This is a genomic window from Geodermatophilus sabuli, assembly GCF_900215145.1.
Taxonomy (GTDB): domain Bacteria; phylum Actinomycetota; class Actinomycetes; order Mycobacteriales; family Geodermatophilaceae; genus Geodermatophilus; species Geodermatophilus sabuli.
The window spans coordinates 1-21,690 of the sequence record NZ_OBDO01000013.1; the positions used below are offsets into that span (position 1 = coordinate 1).

17 protein-coding genes are annotated in these 21,690 nt (G+C 74.6%); 10 read left to right on the top strand and 7 right to left on the bottom strand.

Annotated features, from left to right (window positions below):
• Positions 1-215: 215 nt before the first annotated feature.
• Positions 216-1,376, bottom strand: a complete 1,161-nt coding sequence (locus CRP39_RS23525; protein ID WP_097208941.1) for a PQQ-dependent sugar dehydrogenase — start codon at positions 1,374-1,376, stop codon at positions 216-218.
• Between the two features lie 94 nt (positions 1,377-1,470).
• On the opposite strand from CRP39_RS23525, the gene CRP39_RS23530 reads away from it, so the two are divergent.
• The gene (locus tag CRP39_RS23530; RefSeq protein ID WP_216359897.1) at positions 1,471-2,424 is read left to right on the top strand and encodes a 2-hydroxyacid dehydrogenase; all 954 of its coding nucleotides are present in this window, start codon (positions 1,471-1,473) and stop codon (positions 2,422-2,424) included.
• A 3-nt stretch (positions 2,425-2,427) separates the two neighbouring features.
• Here CRP39_RS23530 and CRP39_RS23535 read toward each other — a convergent pair whose 3' ends face one another.
• Together CRP39_RS23535 and CRP39_RS23540 are read right to left on the bottom strand one after the other, a co-directional pair.
• Positions 2,428-2,805: a PH domain-containing protein gene (locus tag CRP39_RS23535; RefSeq protein ID WP_245854072.1), complete on the bottom strand. Its 378-nt coding sequence runs from the start codon at positions 2,803-2,805 to the stop codon at positions 2,428-2,430.
• Positions 2,806-2,829: 24 nt separating this feature from the next.
• Positions 2,830-3,651, bottom strand: coding sequence for a helix-turn-helix transcriptional regulator (locus CRP39_RS23540; RefSeq protein ID WP_097208834.1), 822 nt, complete (start codon positions 3,649-3,651; stop codon positions 2,830-2,832).
• A gap of 84 nt (positions 3,652-3,735) precedes the next feature.
• Here CRP39_RS23540 and ilvD point away from each other — a divergent pair, with 84 nt between their 5' ends.
• The 6 genes from ilvD to ilvC all read left to right on the top strand — a co-directional run bounded on the left by ilvD (position 3,736) and on the right by ilvC (position 14,917).
• Positions 3,736-5,442, top strand: a complete 1,707-nt coding sequence (gene ilvD, locus CRP39_RS23545) for a dihydroxy-acid dehydratase (protein WP_097208835.1) — start codon at positions 3,736-3,738, stop codon at positions 5,440-5,442.
• A gap of 231 nt (positions 5,443-5,673) precedes the next feature.
• Positions 5,674-8,304, top strand: a complete 2,631-nt coding sequence (locus CRP39_RS23550) for a putative bifunctional diguanylate cyclase/phosphodiesterase (RefSeq protein WP_143426747.1) — start codon at positions 5,674-5,676, stop codon at positions 8,302-8,304.
• The gene (locus tag CRP39_RS28185; RefSeq protein ID WP_143426748.1) at positions 8,304-11,024 is read left to right on the top strand and encodes a putative bifunctional diguanylate cyclase/phosphodiesterase; all 2,721 of its coding nucleotides are present in this window, start codon (positions 8,304-8,306) and stop codon (positions 11,022-11,024) included. The genes CRP39_RS23550 and CRP39_RS28185 overlap by 1 nt, the downstream gene beginning before the upstream one ends.
• Before the next feature lie 282 nt (positions 11,025-11,306).
• Positions 11,307-13,178, top strand: a complete 1,872-nt coding sequence (locus CRP39_RS23560; RefSeq protein WP_097208838.1) for an acetolactate synthase large subunit — start codon at positions 11,307-11,309, stop codon at positions 13,176-13,178.
• 95 nt (positions 13,179-13,273) lie between these two features.
• Positions 13,274-13,801 carry an acetolactate synthase small subunit gene (ilvN, locus tag CRP39_RS23565; RefSeq protein ID WP_097208839.1) on the top strand — a complete coding sequence of 176 codons (528 nt, stop codon included), beginning with the start codon at positions 13,274-13,276 and terminating at the stop codon, positions 13,799-13,801.
• 87 nt (positions 13,802-13,888) lie between these two features.
• Positions 13,889-14,917 carry a ketol-acid reductoisomerase gene (ilvC, locus tag CRP39_RS23570; RefSeq protein WP_097208840.1) on the top strand — a complete coding sequence of 343 codons (1,029 nt, stop codon included), beginning with the start codon at positions 13,889-13,891 and terminating at the stop codon, positions 14,915-14,917.
• Between the two features lie 70 nt (positions 14,918-14,987).
• Here the strand turns inward: ilvC and CRP39_RS23575 are convergent, their stop codons facing one another.
• Positions 14,988-15,449 (bottom strand): hypothetical protein, encoded by a 462-nt coding sequence (locus CRP39_RS23575; protein WP_097208841.1) that lies wholly within the window; start codon positions 15,447-15,449, stop codon positions 14,988-14,990.
• 52 nt (positions 15,450-15,501) lie between these two features.
• Positions 15,502-16,269, bottom strand: coding sequence for a hypothetical protein (locus tag CRP39_RS23580; protein ID WP_097208842.1), 768 nt, complete (start codon positions 16,267-16,269; stop codon positions 15,502-15,504).
• A 160-nt stretch (positions 16,270-16,429) separates the two neighbouring features.
• On the opposite strand from CRP39_RS23580, the gene serA reads away from it, so the two are divergent.
• From serA to cimA, 3 genes are all read left to right on the top strand, one after another.
• On the top strand, positions 16,430-18,031 hold the full coding sequence (serA, locus tag CRP39_RS23585; protein ID WP_097208843.1) for a phosphoglycerate dehydrogenase: 1,602 nt from the start codon (positions 16,430-16,432) through the stop codon (positions 18,029-18,031).
• 16 nt (positions 18,032-18,047) lie between these two features.
• Positions 18,048-19,070 carry a 3-isopropylmalate dehydrogenase gene (locus tag CRP39_RS23590; RefSeq protein ID WP_097208844.1) on the top strand — a complete coding sequence of 341 codons (1,023 nt, stop codon included), beginning with the start codon at positions 18,048-18,050 and terminating at the stop codon, positions 19,068-19,070.
• Positions 19,071-19,306: 236 nt separating this feature from the next.
• Entirely contained in the window at positions 19,307-20,914 is a 1,608-nt protein-coding gene (cimA, locus tag CRP39_RS23595; RefSeq protein WP_097208845.1) for a citramalate synthase, read from the top strand.
• A 12-nt stretch (positions 20,915-20,926) separates the two neighbouring features.
• On the opposite strand, the gene CRP39_RS23600 is transcribed toward cimA, so the two are convergent.
• Both CRP39_RS23600 and CRP39_RS23605 read right to left on the bottom strand, forming a co-directional pair.
• Positions 20,927-21,241, bottom strand: coding sequence for a putative quinol monooxygenase (locus CRP39_RS23600; RefSeq protein WP_245854073.1), 315 nt, complete (start codon positions 21,239-21,241; stop codon positions 20,927-20,929).
• Positions 21,242-21,252: 11 nt separating this feature from the next.
• Positions 21,253-21,654 (bottom strand): VOC family protein, encoded by a 402-nt coding sequence (locus CRP39_RS23605; RefSeq protein WP_097208847.1) that lies wholly within the window; start codon positions 21,652-21,654, stop codon positions 21,253-21,255.
• Between the last annotated feature and the right edge of the window lie 36 nt (positions 21,655-21,690).

The following is a 21,690-nucleotide window of genomic DNA, read 5'->3' on the forward strand; positions in this document are numbered from 1 at the left end:
TGTGGTCCCTGGGAGTGGGGGGCCGGAGGCCCTCCCGAGCGGGGGCGGGGGTCTGGGGCTCTCCTCAGCGGGGGGACGGCACCTGGCCGCGGTGTGGTCCCTGGGAGTGGGGGGCCGGAGGCCCTCCCGAGCGGGGGCGGGTGTCTGGGGCTCTCCTCAGCGGGGGGACGGCACCTGGCCGCGGTGTCGGCCGGTAGGCCGACAGTGTCGCCGTGTCACAGCGGGGAGTCGTCCGCTCCGCCGGGCGGGACCACCCGCAGCACCCGGTCGTCCTCCTCGACCGGGGTGCCGATGCCGTCGCGGTTGGACGTGGTGATCCACAGCGCGCCGTCGGCGTCGATGACGACGGTGCGCAGCCGGCCGTAGCGCTCGGCGAGGAAGTCGGTCGGCTCGTCCACGGGGGCGCCGCCGCCGTCGAGCTGGACCGCGTGCACGCGCTTCCCGTCGAGGGCGCCGAGGAAGACCGAGCGCCCGGAGACCGCGCAGCCGCCCAGCCCGCCCTCGGGAGCCGGCACCTCGACCACCGGCGCCTGGCTGGCGGGGCCCGGCTGGGGCCAGCCGGCGTCGCTGCCCTCGACGACGCGGTCGAGGGCGTCGGGTCCCTCCACCGCGTCGTCGGTCGCGAACAGCGTCCCGGGGCCGCCGGTGCACAGCGCGGTGACGTTGCCGTGCCCGCTGCTGTACACCGGACCGGCGCCGACCGGCTGGCCGAAGACGTCGACGTGCAGGACCTTGCCGCCCAGCGACGCCGGGTCCTGGGCGAGTGCCGCGTTGCCGGTGTCGCCGGTGCCGACGAAGAGGGTGCCGTCGGCGCCGAACAGCAGCCCGCCGCCGTTGCGGGTCTCGCCGCGGGGCAGGCCGGTGAGCACCGGGTTCGGCGTCCCCCCGAGCGGGAAGCGGACCACCCGGTTGTCGGTGGCGGTGGAGACGTAGGCGTAGAGCAGGCCGTCCTCGCCGAACGTGGGTGACAGCGCCAGGCCCAGCAGGCCGCCGTCCCCCGCCGGGTCGACGCCGGCGACGGTCATCAGCTCCTTCGCGGGGGAGCGGTCGGGGAAGACCTGGAACAGCCGGCCGCTGTCCCGCTCGCCGACGACCGCCGAGCCGTCGGGGAGCACGACGAGCCCCGTCGGCACGGTGAGGCCGGAGGCGACGACGTTCGGGTCGCCGTCTCGCTCGCCGGAGCCCGGATCGGCCGGGTCACCCGGAGCCGGCGGCGTGGACTCCGTGGGCGGTCCGACCTGCGGCGGCGGGTCCTCCGGCAGCGGGCGGAACGGGCCCGCCGGCTCGTAGCCGTCGCCGCCGCACCCGGCCAGGACGACGGTCAGCAACAGGGCCCCGGCCAGCCCCGGCCCCCGTCTCCCGCGCCACCGGCTCACGTTCGCCACAGTACGTGCGCCGAGCGGCCTCGTCGGGGTCCCGTCCCGGGCCCGCGAGGGTGGGCGGGACGGGGTCCTCCTAGTGTCGGTGCACGTGGCTCCCCAGATCACCGGTTCTGCCGTCGTCGGCCCGGACGAGACCCTGCACGTGGTCGTCCCCTCCCGGGCGCTGGCCGCTGCCGTCGAGGCGGTGTCGCCGCGCGTGCGCGCCCACCGGCTGGACCCGGGTGACGTGCCCGCCGGGGAGGCCGCTCAGGCCCAGGTGTGGGTGCCACGCGGAGGCGGGGGAGCGGACCTGGGGCTGGCCGCGGCCCTGCCCCGGCTGCGGCTGGTGCAGTTGCTCAGCGCGGGAGCGGAGAAGTTCGCCGGCCGGCTGCCGGAGGGGGTCGTGCTGTGCAACGCCCGCGGTGCGCACACGCCGTCGACGGCCGAGTGGGTCGTGGCCGCGGTCCTCGCCGCCCAGCGCGGGCTCCCGTACTTCGTCCGCGAGCAGGACGCCGGCCGTTGGTCGCCGGCGGCGTTCGCGTCCCTGGCGGGCTCCCGCGTGCTCGTGGTCGGCGCCGGCGACATCGGTCGGGCCGTGGGGCGGATGCTCGCCGGGTTCGACGTCGAGCTGACCTGTGTGGCCCGCACCGCCCGGGACGGCGTCCACGGCACCGACGAGCTGCCCCGCCTCCTGCCGCAGGCGGACGTCGTGGTGGTGATCGTGCCGGTCACCCCCGAGACCACCGGGCTGGTCGACGCGGGGTTCCTCGCCGCGATGGCCGACGGCGCGCTGCTGGTCAACGCCGCCCGCGGGGTCGTCGTCGACACCGACGCGCTGCTCGCCGAGCTGCGGTCGGGCCGGCTGCGGGCGGCGCTCGACGTCACCGAGCCCGAGCCGCTGCCGGAGGGCCACCCGCTGTGGTCGGCCCCCGGGCTGCTGCTCACCCCGCACGTCGCGGGCAACGTGCCGGAGACCAACGAGCGGGCGGCGGCCGCGGTGGTCGACCAGCTCACCCGCGTGCTCGCCGGGGAACCGCTGGTCAACGTCGTCGGCGCCTACTGAGGCTCAGTCCGCCGGGCCGGGGGAGGGGATCCGGCCACCGGAGACGGCGGCCAGCCGGGGGAGGTCGCGGACCCGCAGCACGGGCAGCCGCACCTCCGTGGCCTCGGTGGTGACCAGCCAGAGGTCGCCGCGCGGGGCGACCCGGATGCCGGCGAGGTGGGACCAGGGCACCCGGCGCCGGCCGATGAGGGAGCGCACGGTGATGGCGTCGTCGTCGACGTCCACGCCGACCGTGAGCACCCAGGCCGCGACGAGCACGGGCACGAGCAGGACGACGAGCGCCCAGGTCGCGGCGGAGGCCAGGGGGATGGCGCAGAGGAGGAGCAGGGCGACCGGGAGCAACGCCGTCCGGCTCATCCGCATGCGGACGGGAGCAGCCACGTCTGCCGAGTCTCCCAGACCGGGTCAGCCGGTCAGCCGCGCCAGCTTGTCTGCCGCGTCACTGCCCTCGGCCGCCGTGTAGACGACCAGCTGCAGCCCGGGGGCGTCGGCGGGGGTGAGCTGGTGGTGCTCCAGCAGCAGCGTCCCGACCTCCGGGTGCTCGAAGCGCCGCTCGCCGGAGCTGAACCGGTCGACGTCGTGGCTGGCCCACCCGGCCCGGAAGTGCGGGCTGGCCGCCTCCAGCCGCGACACCAGGTCGACGACGTCGGGGTCGGCGAGGCGGGGGCCCATCTCGGCACGGAACTGGGTGAGGAAGCGCCGGCTGTCGGTGCTCCAGTCGCCGAGCAGCGCGCGGACCGCGGGGTCGGTGAACACCAGCCACAGGAGGTTCCGGTCGACCGCCGGCGCGGCGGCCACGCCCGGGTAGAGCCGCTCGTAGGCGGCGTTCCAGCCGACGATCGACCAGCTCGCGGTGATGACGTAGGCAGGGGAGGAGCCGAGCGCGTCCACCAGCCGCTGCACGTGGGCGGGCATGCCGTGCGCCGCTGCCTCCGGCGTCGTCCCGGCGTGCCCGGCCAGCCGGAGCACGTACTCGCGCTCGGCCGGCGACATCCGCAGCGTGCGGGCCAGCGCCTCGACCACCTGGCGGGACGGCCGGATCTCGCGGCCCTGCTCCAGCCACGTGTACCAGGTGTGGCTGACCCCGGACAGCAGCGCGACCTCCTCGCGGCGCAGCCCCGGAGTGCGACGGGCGCCCCCGGTGGGCAGCCCGGCCTGGCGGGGGTCGACCTGGCGACGGCGTGAGCGGAGGAACTCGGCCAGCTCACGGCGCGCGGACGGTGGCACGGGCCCTCCGGGACGGTGGTGGTGTCGGTACCAGTATCGACGCTCTCCTTGTCGGTCCGGGCCACCGGCCTACCCTCGGCGGACGTGACCACCGTGGAGGAACCCCGTACGACCACCGCAGACGTCAAGCCCCGCAGCCGTGAGGTGACCGACGGGATCACCAAGGCCCCCGCCCGCGCCATGCTGCGCGCGGTCGGCATGGGTGACGACGACTGGGACAAGCCGCAGATCGGCGTCGCGTCGTCGTGGAACGAGATCACCCCCTGCAACCTCTCCCTGGACCGGCTGGCCAAGCGGGCCAAGGAGGGCGTGCACGCCGCCGGTGGCTACCCGCTGGAGTTCGGCACGATCTCGGTCTCCGACGGCATCTCCATGGGGCACGAGGGCATGCGTGCCTCGCTGGTCTCCCGCGAGGTCATCGCCGACTCGGTGGAGACGGTCATGTTCGCCGAGCGGCTCGACGGCTCGGTCCTGCTGGCCGGCTGCGACAAGTCCCTGCCCGGCATGCTCATGGCCGCCGCCCGGCTCGACCTGGCCAGCGTCTTCCTCTACTCGGGCTCGACGTTGCCCGGGAAGCTCGGCGACCGCGACGACCTCACGATCATCGACGTCTTCGAGGGGGTCGGTGCCTGCGCTCGCGGGCTGATCACCCGCGAGGACCTCGACGCCATCGAGAAGGCCGCCTGCCCCGGCATGGGCTCCTGCGGCGGCATGTACACGGCCAACACCATGGCCAGCGTGGCCGAGGCGTTGGGCATGGCCCTGCCGGGCAGCGCCGCCCCGCCGGCCCCCGACAGCCGCCGCGACGCCTTCGCCGTCGCCTCCGGCGAGGCCGTGGTCAACCTGCTGCGCCATGGCATCACCGCCCGCCAGATCATGACCAGGAAGGCGTTCGAGAACGCCATCACCGTGGTCATGGCGCTCGGCGGCTCGACCAACGCCGTCCTGCACCTGCTCGCCATCGCGCACGAGGCGCAGGTCGAGCTCACCCTCGACGACTTCAACCGGATCGGTGACCGCACGCCGCACCTGGCCGACGTCAAGCCGTTCGGTCGCTTCGTGATGACCGACATCGACCGCGTCGGCGGCGTCCCGGTCGTGTTGCGCGCGCTGCTCGACGCCGGGCTCCTGCACGGCGACGTCCTCACGGTCACCGGTAGGACCATGGCCGAGAACCTCGCGGAGATCGCCCCGCCGGACCTGGACGGCACGATCGTCCACGCGATGGACAACCCGATCCACCGGACCGGCGGGCTGACCATCCTCCGCGGCTCGCTGTCCCCGGAGGGGGCGGTCGTGAAGTCCGCGGGCTTCGACGCCGACGTCTTCGAGGGCACCGCGCGTGTCTTCGACGGTGAGCAGGGCGCGATGGACGCGGTCACCGAGGGCACGCTGAAGGCCGGCGACGTCGTGGTGATCCGCTACGAGGGGCCCAAGGGCGGCCCGGGCATGCGCGAGATGCTCGCCGTCACCGGCGCCATCAAGGGCGCGGGCCTGGGCAAGGACGTCCTGCTGCTGACCGACGGCCGGTTCTCCGGCGGGACGACGGGACTGTGCGTCGGCCACGTCGCGCCCGAGGCCACGGACGGCGGCCCGATCGCCCTCGTCCAGGACGGCGACCCGATCCGGCTGGACCTCGCCGCCCGCACCCTCGACCTGCTGGTGGACGCCGAGGAGCTGGACCGCCGCCGGCAGACGTGGCAGCCGCTGCCCCCGCGCTACACCACCGGCGTCCTCGGGAAGTACGCCAAGCTCGTCGGGTCGGCCGCCCAGGGTGCCATCTGCGGCTGACGGAGGACCCCGTCCTCCTCACCGCTCGCAGGCTCGCGGCGAGCCTCTGGACGGGGCCAGGTGCCATGGGGGACCCCCGCGCAGGACCCCGCCCCTCGCGGGCTCGCGGCGGGGTCCTGCGAGGGGGCCGAGCGGGCCGCGGCGCTCACCCCGAGGGGTGAGCCCCTCCGCGATCCGCTGTGGTGCGCGGCCCGACGTGCCGAGATGCACCGTGTGGACAGGCTGAGGTGGGTGCTCCTGGGGAGTGCCGTGCTCGTGGCGGGCACCTGCGCGGTGTCCGCCGCCACGTCCGGCTCCGGCGTCGCCGGCGACCTCGCGGTCGCCGTGATGGGCGTGGTCGCGGCGGTGGTGATGTGGTGCGCGGGCAGCTCCCGTCAGGGAGGTGCGCGCGGGTGGCGGCTGATCGCGGTCGCCCCGCTGCTGCCGGTCCTCGGCTTCGTCGCGGACGTCGCCCTCGCGCCGGGGGACCCGATGCAGCGGGTGCTGCTGCGCTGGCTCCCGACCGTGCCCGGCTACCTGCTGGTGGCGCTCGGCGCGCTGACCCTGGTCGACCGCGCGCGCCGCCGGCGGGGCCTGCGCTCCGCCGTCGAGGTCGCCCTGTTCGGGACCGCCTGCGTGCTCGTGGTGCAACTGCTCGTGCTCGGCCCGGACCGCAGCTGGCTGGACCTGCGCCCGTCCGAGGCGCTCGTCCTGGTCGCCGCGGTGCTGGTCACCTCCGCCACGGTCACCTCCGCGCTGGTGCTGCTCGGCGTCATCGAGGGCCACCGCCAGCCGATGGCGCTGGCCCTGCTGGCCGGCACGGTCCTGACGACCACCGGCCGGGCGCTGGCCACCTCCGCCCTGCTCTCCGATGCCCCGGCCACCACCGGTCTCAGCCGCTTCCTCGTCGCCGGCGGCCTGGCCCTGTTCGCCGCGGCCGCGCTGGCCGACCCCGGCCCGTGCACCGGGAACGACCGGCCGCTGCCGCGCAGCGGCCGCTCCACGCAGCTCGGGCAGGTGCTGCCGCACCTCGCGATGGTCGTCGCCCTGCTCGGTGCGGCGGGCACCGAGGTGCTCACCGGGCGGATCGACCCGGTCATGGTCACCGGCGTGCTGCTGTGCGCGGTCCTGGCCACCGTGCACCGCTGGGTCACCGCTCGCGACGAGCAGCGCCTCGGGGCCCGGCTGCGCCGCAGCGAGTCCTACTTCCGTTCCCTGGTCGCGTCCAGCGGCGACGCGGTGCTCATCCTCGACGACGACCTGCGGGTCACCTGGGCCTCGCCGACCCTGGGCACGACGCTCGGGGACCCGGCCCGGCCCGTCGTCGGCCGGGACCTGCTCCAGCTGGTGCACCCGGAGGACGCCCTCCCGGTGGCCCGGGCGCTGCACCGGGACGCCGACGGCGCCCGCTCGCGCGAGCCCCTCCCGCTGCGGATGGCGCACGCGGACGGTTCCTGGCGGCACCTGGAGGCCAGCGTCTCCGACATCCGCACCGATGCCGGCGCCGGCGCGGTCGTCCTGCACTGTCGCGACACCACCGAGCGGGTGGAGCGGGAACGCGCCCTGGAGCAGGTCGCGTTCACCGACCCGGTCACCGGGCTGCCCAACCGCGCCGGCTGTGCCCGGGCCGCCGAGGAGGCGCTGGCCCGTGCCGGCACCGCCGGGGCGCCCTTCACCAGCCTGCTGCTGCTCGAGCTCCAGGGCCTCGACGAGGTGCGCGACCACGCCGGAGCCGATGTCCTCAACGCCGTCCTGGTCGAGGTCGGCCGGCGGCTCCGGGCCACCGTCCGCGCCCCCGAGGTCGTGGCCCGGCTAGGCGGCGGCGCCTTCGCCGTCCTCGTGGAGGGGCCGGCGCACGCCGTCGACCAGCTCGCCGACCGCTGCCTGTCGCTGATCGAGCAGCCCGTGGACACCGCGGCGGGCATCTTCGACCTCGCCGCCAGCGTCGGCGTGGTGGAACTGCTCCCCGGAGCGACCGTCCCGGACCTCATGAGCCGGGCCGAGCTGGCCGTCCGCGCCGCGGCCGGGTCCGGCCCGGGGACGGCGGTGCGCTACCGGCCGGCCCTCGGCAACGCCGCGGCCCGGCGGGACCGGCTGCGCGACGACCTGCCCGGCGCCTGGACCCGGGGTGAGTTCGCGGTGCTGTTCCAGCCCGTGGTCTCCCTCGAGGAGCAGCGGGTCACCGGGATCGAGGCGCTCCTGCGCTGGCGCCACCCGGAACTCGGTGAGGTGCCGCCGGCGGAGTTCGTGCCCGTCGCCGAGCGCGCCGGCGTCATGGACGAGCTGCAGCGGTGGGCCCTCGAGCAGGCGGCGCGCGCCGCCGTCACGCTGCCGAGCCCGTGCACGCCGCTGCACCTGGGCGTCAACATCTCCTCCTCCCACGTCGCGGCCCGGACCCTCGTCGGGGACGTCGCCGCCGTGCTGCACGCCACCGGCCTGGCGCCCGAGCGGCTGGTCCTGGAGATCACGGAGGCCACCGTGATGGCCGACGGCGACCACGTGGGCGTCGACATCGAGGCGCTGCGGCTCATGGGCGTGCACGTGGCGCTCGACGACTTCGGGGCCGGCCGCTCCTCGCTGGCCGACCTGACCCGGCTGCCGATCGACGTCCTCAAGCTGGACCGGTCCTTCGTCGCCCGGGTCGACCGCGACCCGAAGAGCCGCGCGCTGTGCGAGTCGGTGGTGACCATCGGGCGGGCCCTCGGCCTCGACGTGGTCGCCGAGGGCGTGGAGACCCCGGCCCAGCTGGGCGCCCTGCGGGGCCTGGGTTGCGGCTTCGCCCAGGGGTTCCTGCTGGCTCGCCCGATGCGCCTGGCCGAGCTCACCGAGCTGCTCTCCGACGGGGCCGGCGTGCTGTGGCCGGGTCTCGTCGGTTCGCGCTGATGGCCGGCGCGCCGGCCGGCCGGCGCGCCTCCGACCGTCGGGGGGGCGGGCGCGCCGCGGGACGCCCCCGCGACCCCTCCGCCGCGCTGGGCCTGCTGGCCGTCCTCGGCGCGGCGCTCGCGGCGGTCGAGACCACGGCGGCGGACGCCGCGCTGTGGGTCGGCCCCGCCCTGCTCGCGGCCGGCTCGTGGGTCACCGCGGTGGTCGTCGCCCGACGCGGAGGCCGGCTGTCCGGGCGCTCCGCCCGCCCGTGGCGGGCGCTGTCCCTGACCGCCGCGCTGCTGGGGCTCGGCCAGGCGGCCAGCGCACTGGCCGGCGTGGGGGTCAACACCAGCGAGGCGGGCTGGCACGACCTGCCCCTGCTCGCCGCCGTGCCCGTGGCGATCGTCGCCGGCGCCCGGCTGCTGCCCGCGGCCGGCGACCGGCTCGTCGGTTCCCGGGCGCTGCTGGACGGCGGGATCGTGCTGGTGGCGGTCAGCCTGCTGGGCGAGGCGCTCCTGGTCGACGTCGCCACCCGCTCCGGCGACGAGGTAGACGCGCTCGTCGCCGTCGGCTACCCGGCCGTGGGTGCGCTGCTGTGCGGCCTCGGGCTGGTCGCGGTGAGCGTGGTGGACGACGCACGGCGCCGGGCGGCCGGCTGGCTGCTGGCGGCCTGCGGAGCGCTCGCCGTCGTGGTGGTCAGTGGCGCCCTCGCGATCAGCGCGCACGACACCGGCCTCGACGTCCTGACCGGCGTGGCGTGGCTGGCGATGCTGGCGGCCGTCATGCGGTCGGTCGACGTCGACCCCGGCCGGGACCGGGAGGACGACGACCCGCCGGCCGGGTTGCCGCTGGCCCCGGTCGTGTTCAGCACCTGCGCGGCCTTCGGCGTCGCGCTGTTCCTCGCGGTCGGGGTCACCGCGGGCCGCACCGTCTCGCCACTGGAGGGCGCGGGCATCACCGTGCTGATGCTGCTGACGTTCGTGCGTTGCCTGCTCTGGGCGGCGGACGGGGAGCGGCTGACCCGCCGCGTCCGCCGCACCGAGGGCTGGCTGCGTGCCCTGCTGGACAGCGGCGAGGCCGTCACCGTCCTGCTCGACCGTGCCGGCCGGGTGGTCTGGGCCACCGGGCCGGTGCGCGACCAGCTGGGCTGGACCCACCGCGACCTCTCCGGCCGCGTGCTGCTCGCCCTCGTGCACGCCGGGGACCGGGAGTTCCTCGCGCGGGTGGCGATCGCCGTGCGCGCGGGGGAGCAGCCGGCCGAGCTGCCCGCGACGGTCCGGCTGGGCACCGCCGACGGCGACTGGCGGACGGTGGAGGTCTCCGGAGCCGCCCGCACCGGCGACGACGGCGGGCTCGTCCTCCACCTGCGGGACGTCACCGCCCGCACCAGCAGCCAGCGCGAGCTCGAGCGCCTGGCCTACACCGACTTCCTCACCGGCCTGCCGAACCGGGCGCGCTTCATCGCCGCGCTGCGCACCGGGCTCGCCGGCCCCGACCCCGGGTGCCTGCTGCTGGTCGACCTCGACGGGTTCAAGGCGGTCAACGACGTCGCGGGGCACGACGCCGGTGACCGGTTGCTGTGCGAGGTCGCCGACCGGCTGCGCGCGGCGGCCCGGGACGGCGACGTCGTGGCGCGGTTGGGCGGTGACGAGTTCGCCGTCCTGGTGCACGGCGGGCGCGAGGAGGCGACGACGCTCGCCGAGCGGCTGGTCGTCCTGCTCGACCGGGACCACCGCCCGCTCACCCCCGCCGGGAGCCCCGACGGCGGCCCGGTGTTCCGGGTGTCGGGCAGCGTGGGCGTCACCGCCCTGCGCCCCGGCGAGGAGCCGGCCGAGGCGGTGCGCCGGGCGGACGTCGCTCTGCGGGCGGCCAAGGCCGCCGGCAAGAACTGCGTCCGCTCCTCGGGTGCGGCCCTGGACCGGGTGGTCGACCGCCGGGCCCGGCTGGCCCGCGACCTGCCGGCGGCGATCGCCGGCGGCCAGCTGTCGGTGGTCTACCAGCCGGTCGTCGGCGTCCCGGAACGTCGCGTGCTGGGCCTGGAAGCCCTCGTCCGGTGGGACCACCCGGAGCTCGGCGCCGTGCCGCCCGAGGAGTTCGTCCCCCTCGCCGAGGACGACGGCCTGGTCGTGCCGTTGCAGCGGTGGGTCCTCGCGGAGGCGACGGCCACGCTGGCCCCGCTGCTGGCCGCCGGCCACGACCTGCAGCTCGGGGTCAACGTCTCGATCCGGCACCTGCAGTCCGGGTGCCTGGCGGCCGACGTGGCGACGGCCCTGGCCGGCTCCGGGGTGCCCCCGCACCGGCTGATGCTCGAGCTCACCGAGTCGGTGCTCATGGGCGCGGGGGAGCGGATGGACGGCGATCTCGCCACGCTGCGGGACCTGGGCTGTGTGCTGTCGCTGGACGACTTCGGCAAGGGCCACTCCAGCCTCGCGCGGCTGGCCCGCCTGCCGGTCCAGGTGCTGAAGATGGACCGGGCGTTCGTGGCCCACATCGAGGCCGACCCGCGCACCGCCGCGCTCGTCGACAGCGTCGTGCAGCTCGGCCGCACGCTGGGCATGGACGTCGTCGCCGAGGGCGTCGAGACCACCGGTCAGCTGGCCGCCCTGCGCAGCCTCGGCTGCCGCTACCTGCAGGGCTTCCTGCTCGGCCGCCCGGTGGCCGCGGGGCAGCTGCCGGCGATGCTGGCCCGGTTCGACCCCGCGGTGCTCGACGCCGTCGAGGTGTCGTCCCACGTCTGAAACCCCGGGATTCCACTGTGTGGGACGGGGTGGTTGACGCGCGGCCACGGCGAGGCGCAGAGTGGGCGGGTGCGCCCAGCCTGCCTGCTCCTCGTAGTCGCCTAGCGCGTCGGTCGCCCGACCGACGCGCTGACCCCTCTGTGCCCGCAGGCACGAGGGGTTTTTCGTTTGCGGGCCCCCTGGACTCCGGACGGTGGCCGGCCCGCGCCGCAGGCACCCGCGGTGCACACCGCACGGCCCCCGAACCGACGCCCCCGACCCGGGGCACTGCCAGGAGACGCCATGAACAGCACCACCCCCGGCGAGTCCGCGACGCGCGAAGCCGCCGCGGCCCTCACCGGCGTCGAGACCACCGCCCGGTCGGTGACAGAGGCCGCCGCCGAGCCGCTCATCGGCTGCACCGGGGCGCAGAGCCTCGTCCGCTCGCTCGAGGCGGTCGGCGTCGAGGTGGTCTTCGGGATCCCCGGCGGGGCGATCCTGCCCGCCTACGACCCGCTGTTCGACTCGCAGGTGCGGCACGTGCTGGTCCGGCACGAGCAGGGTGCGGGCCACGCGGCCACCGGCTACGCGCAGGCCACCGGGCGGGTCGGCGTCTGCATGGCCACCTCCGGGCCCGGCGCGACCAACCTGGTGACGCCGCTGGCCGACGCGTACATGGACTCGGTCCCGATCGTCGCGATCACCGGTCAGGTGCCCAGCAGCGCGATCGGCACCGACGCCTTCCAGGAGGCCGACATCCGCGGCATCACGATGCCGGTCACCAAGCACAACTTCCTGGTCACCGACGCCCGCGAGATCCCGCAGCGGATCGCCGAGGCGTTCCACCTCGCCGCCACCGGCCGACCCGGCCCGGTCCTGGTCGACATCCCCAAGGACGTCCTGCAGGCCACCACCGACTTCTCCTGGCCGCCGCGGCTGGACCTGCCCGGCTACAAGCCGACCACCCGCCCGCACGGCAAGCAGGTGCGCGAGGCTGCCGCGCTCATCGCCGGTGCCCGCCGGCCGGTGCTCTACGTCGGCGGCGGCGTGCTCAAGGCGCAGGCGACCGCCGAGCTGGCCGAGCTGGCCGAGCTCACCGGTGCCCCCGTCGTGACCACCCTGATGGCCCGGGGCGCGTTCCCCGACAGCAACCCGCAGCACCTGGGCATGCCGGGCATGCACGGCACCGTCGCGGCGGTCACCGCGCTGCAGAAGGCCGACGTGCTCGTCGCCCTCGGCGCCCGCTTCGACGACCGGGTCACCGGCCAGCTGTCCTCGTTCGCGCCCGAGGCCCAGGTCGTGCACGCCGACATCGACCCCGCGGAGATCGGCAAGAACCGCCGGGCCGACGTGCCGATCGTCGGCGACGCCCGGGAGACGATCGCCGAGCTGGTCACCGCGCTGCGCGCCGAGCACGAGGCCGGGCGCACCCCGGACCTCGCCGCGTGGTGGACCCAGCTGGACTCGTGGCGGCAGACCTACCCCCTGGGCTACGACTGGCCGGAGGACGGCGCGCTGTCCCCGCAGTACGTGATCGAGCGGCTGGGCGCCATCGCCGGCCCGGACGCGATCTACGCCGCGGGCGTCGGTCAGCACCAGATGTGGGCCGCCCAGTTCATCAAGTACGAGAAGCCCGGCACCTGGCTCAACAGCGGCGGCCTGGGCACGATGGGCTACGCCGTCCCGGCGGCGATGGGCGCCAAGTACGGCCGCCCCGACACCACCGTCTGGGCCATCGACGGCGACGGCTGCTTCCAGATGACCAACCAGGAGCTGGCCACCTGCGCCATCGAGGGCATCCCGATCAAGGTCGCCGTCATCAACAACGGCAACCTCGGCATGGTGCGGCAGTGGCAGACCCTGTTCTACGAGGGCCGCTACTCCAACACGAGGCTGCACGCGCGCAACGCGGACGGCACGCCCAAGCCGGTGCGCATCCCGGACTTCGTCGCGCTGGCCGAGGCGCTTGGTTGCGTGGGCCTGCGCTGCGAGAGCAAGGACGACGTCGACGCGGTGATCGAGAAGGCCATGGCGATCGACGACGCCCCGGTTGTCATCGACTTCGTCGTCGGCTCCGACGCCCAGGTGTGGCCGATGGTGGCCGCGGGTGCCAGCAACGACGACATCATGGCCGCGCGCGGGATCCGCCCGGTCTTCGGCGACGGCCAGGTGTAGCGGCAGGACCCCGTCCCTCTCACCCCTCGCAGGCTCGGGGCGAGCCTCCGGACGGGGCCGCGAACAGCAAGCCCACACGGAGAGGCACCACCCACATGACCCGCCACACCCTGTCGGTCCTGGTCGAGAACAAGTCCGGCGTCCTCGCCCGGGTCTCGGCGCTGTTCAGCCGGCGCGCGTTCAACATCGAGTCGCTGGCCGTCGGGCCGACGGAGAACCCGGACCTGTCCCGGATGACGATCGTGGTCGACGCCGAGACGCAGCCGCTGGAGCAGATCACCAAGCAGCTGAACAAACTCATCGAGGTCATCAAGATCGTCGAGTTGGAGTCGGCCGGCGCCGTCCAGCGGGAGCTGCTGCTGGTCAAGGTCCGCGCCCCCATGGCCGACCGCACCCAGGTGCTGCAGACCGCCGAGCTGTTCCGCGCCCACGTCATCGACGTCAACACCGACACCGTGACCCTGGAGGCCACCGGCACGCCGGAGAAGCTCCAGGCCCTGCTCGCCGTCCTCGCCCCGCTGGGGATCAAGGAGATGGCGCAGTCGGGCACCGTCGCGCTGGGGCGGGGGCCACGGTCGATGTCGGGCGCCGGTACGTTGCGCCCGGTCGAGCGCACCGCCTGAACGAGGGCCCCCTCGCAAGCTCGAGGCGCGCCTCCGGAGAGGGGCCGCCCACGACCTCCGTACCGAACCGAAGGGAACAACCACAGCATGGCCGCCGAGATCTTCTACGACGACGACGCCGACCTGTCGATCATCCAGGGGCGCACCGTCGCCGTCCTGGGCTACGGCAGCCAGGGGCACGCGCACGCGCTGTCGCTGCGCGACTCGGGCGTCGACGTCCGCGTCGGTCTGCCCGAGGGCAGCAAGAGCCGGCCCAAGGCCGAGGCCGAGGGGCTGCGCGTCGTGACGCCGGCCGAGGCCGCCGCCGAGGCCGACCTGATCATGATCCTCGCGCCCGACCACGTGCAGCGGAACCTGTACAAGGAGTCGGTCGAGCCCAACCTGCAGGACGGCGACGCGCTGTTCTTCGGCCACGGCTTCAACATCCGCTTCGGCTACATCAAGCCCCCGGCCGGCGTCGACGTCGCCATGGTCGCCCCCAAGGGTCCGGGTCACCTGGTGCGCCGCGAGTTCGAGAACGGCAAGGGCGTGCCCTGCCTCGTGGCCGTCGAGCAGGACGCCAGCGGCAGCGCCCAGGCCCTGGCGCTGGCCTACGCCAAGGCCATCGGTGGCACCCGCGCCGGCGTCATCAAGACGACCTTCGCCGAGGAGACCGAGACCGACCTGTTCGGCGAGCAGGCCGTGCTCTGCGGCGGCATGTCGGCGCTGGTGGCCGCGGGCTTCGAGACCCTCACCGAGGCCGGCTACCAGCCGGAGATCGCCTACTTCGAGTGCCTGCACGAGCTGAAGCTGATCGTCGACCTCATGTACGAGGGCGGCATCGCCAAGCAGCGCTGGTCGGTCTCCGACACCGCTGAGTACGGCGACTACACCACCGGCCCGAAGATCGTCGACCAGCACGTCAAGGACACGATGAAGGACGTCCTGGCGCGCATCAAGGACGGTTCCTGGGCCGCGGAGTTCATCGCCGACCAGGACGCCGGGGCGCCGGACTTCAAGCGCCGCCGGGCCGAGGCCGAGGCGCACCCGATCGAGGAGACCGGCCGCAGGCTGCGGGGCCTCATGAGCTGGGTGTCGGCGTCCGACGACTACACCGGGACCGCCGCCCGCAACTGACGCGCGACATGACGAGGCCCCCGCTGCCGGTTCGGCAGCGGGGGCCTCTGTCGTCGTCCGTCGGCCGTGCTCACTTCGCGCCGCGGGCGGCGAAGTACTCCCTGGACGATGACTGGAGAAGCAGCAGGACGATCCCGGTGCCGGCGGCGGCGAGCAGGACCGACCAGATGTTGACTGCGCCCTGGGCCAGCGATGTCCCCAGCCCGAGGACGCCCAGGCCACCGGTGAGCGCACCGGCCACGGTGAGCAGTCTGCCGCCGCGACCGGTCACCGCCTTCACTGAACCCCAGACGCAGGCCCCCGCCAGGGCGAGGTAGACGGCCCCGAAAACAGCGCTCACCGGCCCGAGCAGGCGGACGGCGCCCACCAGCACCAAGGCGTTCATCAGCACGAAGAAGCCGACGACGAACCCGACGGCGGCCGCCGCGAGCACCTGGCCCGGGCGCCGCTCCGATGGCACGAACGGCGACGGCCCACCCGCCGCGGCACGGTGCTGGGCGGACTCGGGCTCAGAGCCACTGGGGATGGTCATCGAGGGATCCTCCAGACCGGCTCCGGGGGCTTCCCGCCCCCGGAGCCGCAGGTCAGCGCCCGCGCCGGGCGCGGTGGGCGGCGAAGAAGGACGCCGCCGGCTTCATCGCCAGCAGGACGACGATCGCCAGGGCCGCCAGGAAGAACAGCAGGCTCATGATGATCCCTCCGGCGCCGCTGTTGTCGGCGTCGGCCAGGCTGCTGATGAACGTCAGCGCGGTGAACGCCAGCGCGATGGAGCCGCCCACCAACAGCATCACGCGGCTGCGGCCGGTGAGGGCCCACGCCGCGCCCCAGATCATCACCACGGTCCATGCCAGCGCGGCCAGCCCGAAGACCAGCAGGACGCCACCGATGGCTCCCGCGACCCCCTCGAAGCCGGGGATGTCGTCGAAGTCGTTGGCGCTGCCGCTGGCCGCGGCACCGGCGACGACGGCGAACAGGGTCACGATGACCCCGATCGCGCCGAAGACGAAGCCGAGCACCGCGGCGGTGACGACGCCGCCGGGCTTGGCCGGGACCGCCGACTGCCCGTACTGCCCGTACTGCCCGTACTCGCCGTACTGCTGGGGATGGCCGCCCTGGCCGTACTGCTGCGGGTAGGCCTGGCCCTGGCCGTACGGCGACGGCTGGTACTGCTGGCTCGAGGGCTGACCGTACTGCTGCCCGTAGGGCTGGCCCTGCTGGCCCTGCTGGCCGTAGCCCGGCTGGCCGTACTGCGTGTGCTCCTGCCCGGGCTGCTGGCCCTGCCCGTACTGCGGGGTCTGGCCGTACTGGGGCGAGCCGCCGCTGGTGCCGGGCTCGTTGTCGTGGGTGCTCATGGTCTCCTCCGTCGGCGCCGGCTGTGCCGACTCTGCGCGGTCAGGATGTCGGCGCCTCACACGGTGGGCAAGCACACCCACCCCTCATGCGGGAGGTGTCGCCGTCGCGCGGAGGGGCTGGCCGGGGGAGCGCGGGCCGCCGTCCCTAGGCTGTGGACCCGTGACCACGACCGCGCCCGTCGTCCTGATCGCCGAAGAACTCGCGCCCAGCGTGCTGGATGTGCTCGGGGGGGAGGTCGAGATCCGCCACGTCGACGGCGCCGACCGCGCGGCGCTGCTGCCGGCCCTGGCCGACGCGGCCGCGGTGATGATCCGCAGCGCCACGCAGATCGACGCGGAGGCGCTGGCGGCCGCCCCGGCCCTCAAGGTCGTGGCCCGGGCCGGGATCGGGCTGGACAACGTCGACGTGAACGCGGCCACCGAGCGCGGCGTCATGGTGGTCAACGCCCCGACGTCGAACATCGTCAGCGCCGCGGAGCACGCGGTGGCGCTGCTGCTGGCCGCCGCCCGGCACATCCCGGCCGCGGACGCGTCCCTGCGCGCGGGCACCTGGAAGCGGTCGAGGTTCACCGGCGTCGAGGTCACCGACAAGGTCGTGGGCGTCGTCGGCCTGGGCCGGATCGGCCAGCTGGTCGCCCAGCGGCTGGCCGCGTTCGGCGTCACCCTCATCGCCTACGACCCCTACATCCAGCCGGGCCGGGCGGCGCAGCTCGGCGTCCGGACGGTGTCGCTGGAGGAGCTGCTCCGCGAGGCGGACTTCATCACCATCCACCTCCCGAAGACGCCGGAGACCCTCGGGCTGATCGGGGCCGCGGAGCTGGCCACCACCAAGCGCGGCGTGATCGTCGTCAACGCCGCCCGTGGCGGGCTGGTGGACGAGGCGGCGCTGGCCGACGCGCTGCGCTCGGGTCAGGTCGGCGCGGCGGGGATCGACGTGTACGCCACGGAGCCCTGCACCGACAGCCCGCTGTTCGGGCTGCCCAACACCGTCGTCACCCCGCACCTGGGCGCCTCGACCACCGAGGCGCAGGACAAGGCGGGCACGGCCGTGGCCCACTCGGTGCGGCTGGCCCTGCAGGGCGAGTTCGTGCCCGACGCGGTCAACGTCCAGGCCGGCGGCATCGTCGCCGAGGACGTCCGCCCGGGCCTGCCGCTGGCCGAGAAGCTCGGCCGGGTCTTCACCGCGGTCGCCGGTGGCCTGGCCCAGTCGGTCAACGTCGAGGTCCGCGGCAAGATCGCCGAGTTCGACGTCGCCGTCGTGCAGCTGGCCGTGCTCAGGGGCGTCTTCTCCGACGTCGTCGAGGAGCAGGTCACCTACGTCAACGCCCCGCTGTTCGCCGAGCAGCGCGGCCTGGACGTCGCGATGACCAGCGACGTGGAGAGCCCCGACTACCGCAACCTCATCAGCGTGCGCGGCGCCATGGCCGACGGCACCGAGGTCGCCGTCTCCGGCACCCTGTTCGGCAAGAACCAGGTGCCCAAGCTGGTCGAGGTCGGCGGCTTCGACATGGACCTGGACATGTCGGGCTACCTGCTCTTCTTCGTCTACACCGACCGGCCCGGCGTGGTGGGCGCCGTCGGAGCGGCGCTGGGAGAGGCCGGCATCAACATCGCCGGCGCCCAGGTCAGCCGCACCAACCGCGGCGGCGAGGCGCTGATGGCGGTGATCGTGGACAGCCCGGTGCCCGCGGAGCTGCTCGGCGACATCGCCAGCCGGATCGGTGCACGTGAGGCCCGCTCGGCGGACCTCACCCCGCGCTGACCTAGGGTCTGTTCCCATGCGCCTGGCAGTGATCCCTGGAGACGGCATCGGTCCGGAGGTGGTGGCCGAGGGCCTCAAGGTCCTCCGTGAGGTGGCTCCCGACGTGGAGGGCACCCCCTACGACCTGGGGGCCACCCGGTGGCAGCGGACCGGGGAGCTGCTCCCCGACACGGTGCTCGACGAGCTGCGCCAGCACGACGCGATCCTGCTCGGGGCCGTCGGCGACCCCGGGGTGCCGCCGGGCATCCTCGAGCGCGGCCTGCTGCTGCGGCTGCGCTTCGAGCTCGACCACCACGTGAACCTGCGCCCGGCCAGGCTGTTCGACGGGGTGGCCAGCCCGCTGGCGGCGCCCGGCCCCATCGACATGCTGTGCATCCGCGAGGGCACCGAGGGCCCGTACGTGGGCAACGGCGGGGTCCTGCGCAAGGACACCCCGCAGGAGGTGGCCACCGAGGTCAGCCTCAACACCGCCTTCGGGGTCGAGCGGGTCGTCCGGTACGCCTTCGAGCGCGCTGTCGCGCGACCGCGCAAGCACCTCACCCTCGTCCACAAGACCAACGTGCTCACCCACGCCGGGTCGCTGTGGTCGCGCACGGTGGAGGAGGTCTCCGCGGAGTTCCCGGAGGTCACCGTCGCCTACCAGCACGTCGACGCCGCCTCGATGTTCTTCATCACCGACCCGGGCCGCTACGACGTCATCGTCACCGACAACCTGTTCGGCGACATCGTCACCGACATCGCCGCGGCCGTGACCGGCGGCATCGGGCTGGCCGCGAGCGGCAACCTCGACGCGTCGGGCACCAACCCGAGCATGTTCGAGCCGGTGCACGGCTCGGCGCCGGACATCGCCGGCCAGGGCAAGGCGGACCCGACGGCCACGGTGCTGTCGGTGGGGCTGCTGCTGGAGCACCTGGGCCGCACCGAGCAGGCGAAGAAGGTCAACGCCGCGGTGGCCTTCGACCTGTCCACCCGCGACCCGCAGGCGCAGGTCCGGACCGCGGAGGTCGGCGACCGCCTCGCCGCGCTCGCCAGCGGCTGAACAGGGGCCCCGTCCGCTCCCTCACGCGCCCCGGACCACCGTCGACGGTGGTCCGGGGCGCGTGGCGGTCCGCGGGCCGGGACGCGGACCCGCGTGTGCTTTACTCGACGTGATGCACCGCACCGGCACGATCATCATCGACTAGCGCGCAGTCACCTCCCCGACTGCGCGCAGACCTCCCATACCCGGGAGGTCTTCTTCGTGTTCGGGGTGGTTCACCCTCACCAGGAGCTCCCGTGGCCACCGACTTCCACGTCTTCGACACCACCCTGCGCGACGGCGCCCAGCGCGAGGGCGTCAGCTACTCCGTCGCCGACAAGCTGGCCGTGGCGCGGCTGCTCGACGAGATCGGGGTGGGCTACATCGAGGGCGGGTGGCCCGGCGCCCTCCCCAAGGACACCGAGTTCTTCGCGCGGGCCCGCACCGAGCTCAAGCTGCGCAACGCCGTGCTGGTGGCGTTCGGTGCCACCCGCAAGGCCGGCGTGCGCGTCGAGGACGACCCCCAGGTGCGCGCCCTGCTCGACGCCGAGACGCCGGTCGTCTGCCTGGTCGCGAAGTCCGACGTCCGGCACGTGAGCCAGGCGCTGCGGACGACGCTGGAGGAGAACGTCGCGATGGTGTCCGACACCGTCGCCCACCTCGTCCGGCACGGGCGGCGGGTGTTCCTCGACTGCGAGCACTTCTTCGACGGGTACAAGGCCGACCCGGACTACGGCGTGCGCGTGCTCGAGGCCGCCTTCGCCGCCGGCGCCGAGGTCGGCGTCCTCTGCGACACCAACGGCGGCATGCTGCCCATGGGTGTGGGCCGGGTCGTCGCCGACGTCCGGGCCCGGGTCGGCGGCCGGCTGGGCATCCACTGCCAGGACGACACCGGCTGCGCCGTCGCCAACACCCTCGCCGCGGTCGAGGCCGGCGTCACCCACGTGCAGGGGACGGCGAACGGCTACGGCGAGCGGGCGGGCAACGCCGACACGTTCGCGCTGATCGCCAACCTGGTCACCAAGATGGACCTGCCGGTCGTGCCGCCGGGGTGCCTGGCGGAGCTGCAGCGGGTCAGCCACGCCATCGCGGAGCTGGCCAACATCGCCCCGGACGACCACCAGCCCTTCGTCGGCGCCTCGGCGTTCGCGCACAAGGCCGGGCTGCACGCCAGCGCGATCAAGGTGAGCCCGGAGCTGTACAACCACCTGGAGCCGGCCGTCGTCGGCAACGACATGCGCATCCTGGTCACCGAGATGGCCGGCCGCGCCTCGGTCGAGCTCAAGGGCCGCGAGCTCGGCGTCGACCTCGCGGGTCACGCGGACGCGATCGGCCGGGTCGTCGACCAGGTCAAGGTGCTCGAGGCCGACGGCTGGTCGTTCGAGGCGGCCGACGCCTCCTTCGAACTGCTGCTGCGTGCCCAGCTGCCCGACGCCCCGCCGGCGCTGTTCGAGCTGGAGAGCTACAAGACCTCCGTCGAGCACTGGGGCAACGGTGTCGTGGTCAGCGAGGCTACCGTGAAGGTGCACCTGCCCAACGGCGACGGAACGGCCGAGCGGGTCATCTGCACCGCGGAGGGCAACGGCCCGGTCAACGCGCTGGACAACGCGCTCCGGCAGGCGCTGGTCGGCCGGTACCCGCACCTGGCCGGCGTCTCGCTGGCCGACTACAAGGTGCGCATCCTCGGCTGGAAGGGCGGCACCGGCGCCACCACGCGGGTGCTCATCGACACCACCGACGGCGTGGGGGAGTGGACCACCGTCGGGGTGCACGCCAACATCGTCGAGGCCTCCTGGCACGCGCTGGTCGACGCCCTCACCTACGCCGTCCGCCACCGGTCACCGGTGCCCGCGGCGCACGCCTGATCGTGGCGGAGGCTACGACCGCGGGGAGATCTCACCCATCGGGCCCCAGCCGCTGACGTCGGGCGCGTCGACGTAGATGATCTGCGGCTGCCGGGCGACGAGGTCCGGCGCCTGCTCCACGAACTGCCGGAAGGCGTCGGTGCTCGTGTGCGCGCCGCCGGCCGCGGCGTCCCGGAAGCCCTCGACGCACACCCAGGTGTCGGGCTCCTCGATGCTCCTCGACCACTCGAAGAACAGGCAGCCCTCCTCCGCGTTCACCGCGCGGGCGTACTCGGCGGCCAGCGACGCCCACTCCTCGGCGCGCTCGGGACGGACCGGGAACTTCACGACGATGAGGATCATGTCGGCCTCTCGGGGGTCGGCGGCGGCTCGAGCCGGCGGCGCAGCAGGCAGAACGGGTTGCCCTCGGGATCGGCCAGCACGTGCCAGTTCTCCTCGCCAGTCTGGCCGACGTCGGCGGGGGTCGCCCCGAGGGCCAGCAGCCGATCGAGCTCGGCGTCCTGGTCCCGGTCGCTGGGCGACACGTCGACGTGCAGCCGCGGCTTGCCCGGCGACGGGTCGGCCACCGGGGCGAACACCAGGGTGGGCGCCGGCCCGCCGAAGCCGGTCTCCGGACCGATCTCCACCGCGCCGTCCTCGTCGCGGGACAGCACCCGGTACCCCAGGACCTCCGCCCACCACGCGGCCAGCTCCTCGGGGTCCCGGCAGTCGACGACGAGTTCGCTGAGGCGGCAGGCCATGCGTCGACCGTAGGGGCGAACCGGGGTCGCCGCGGG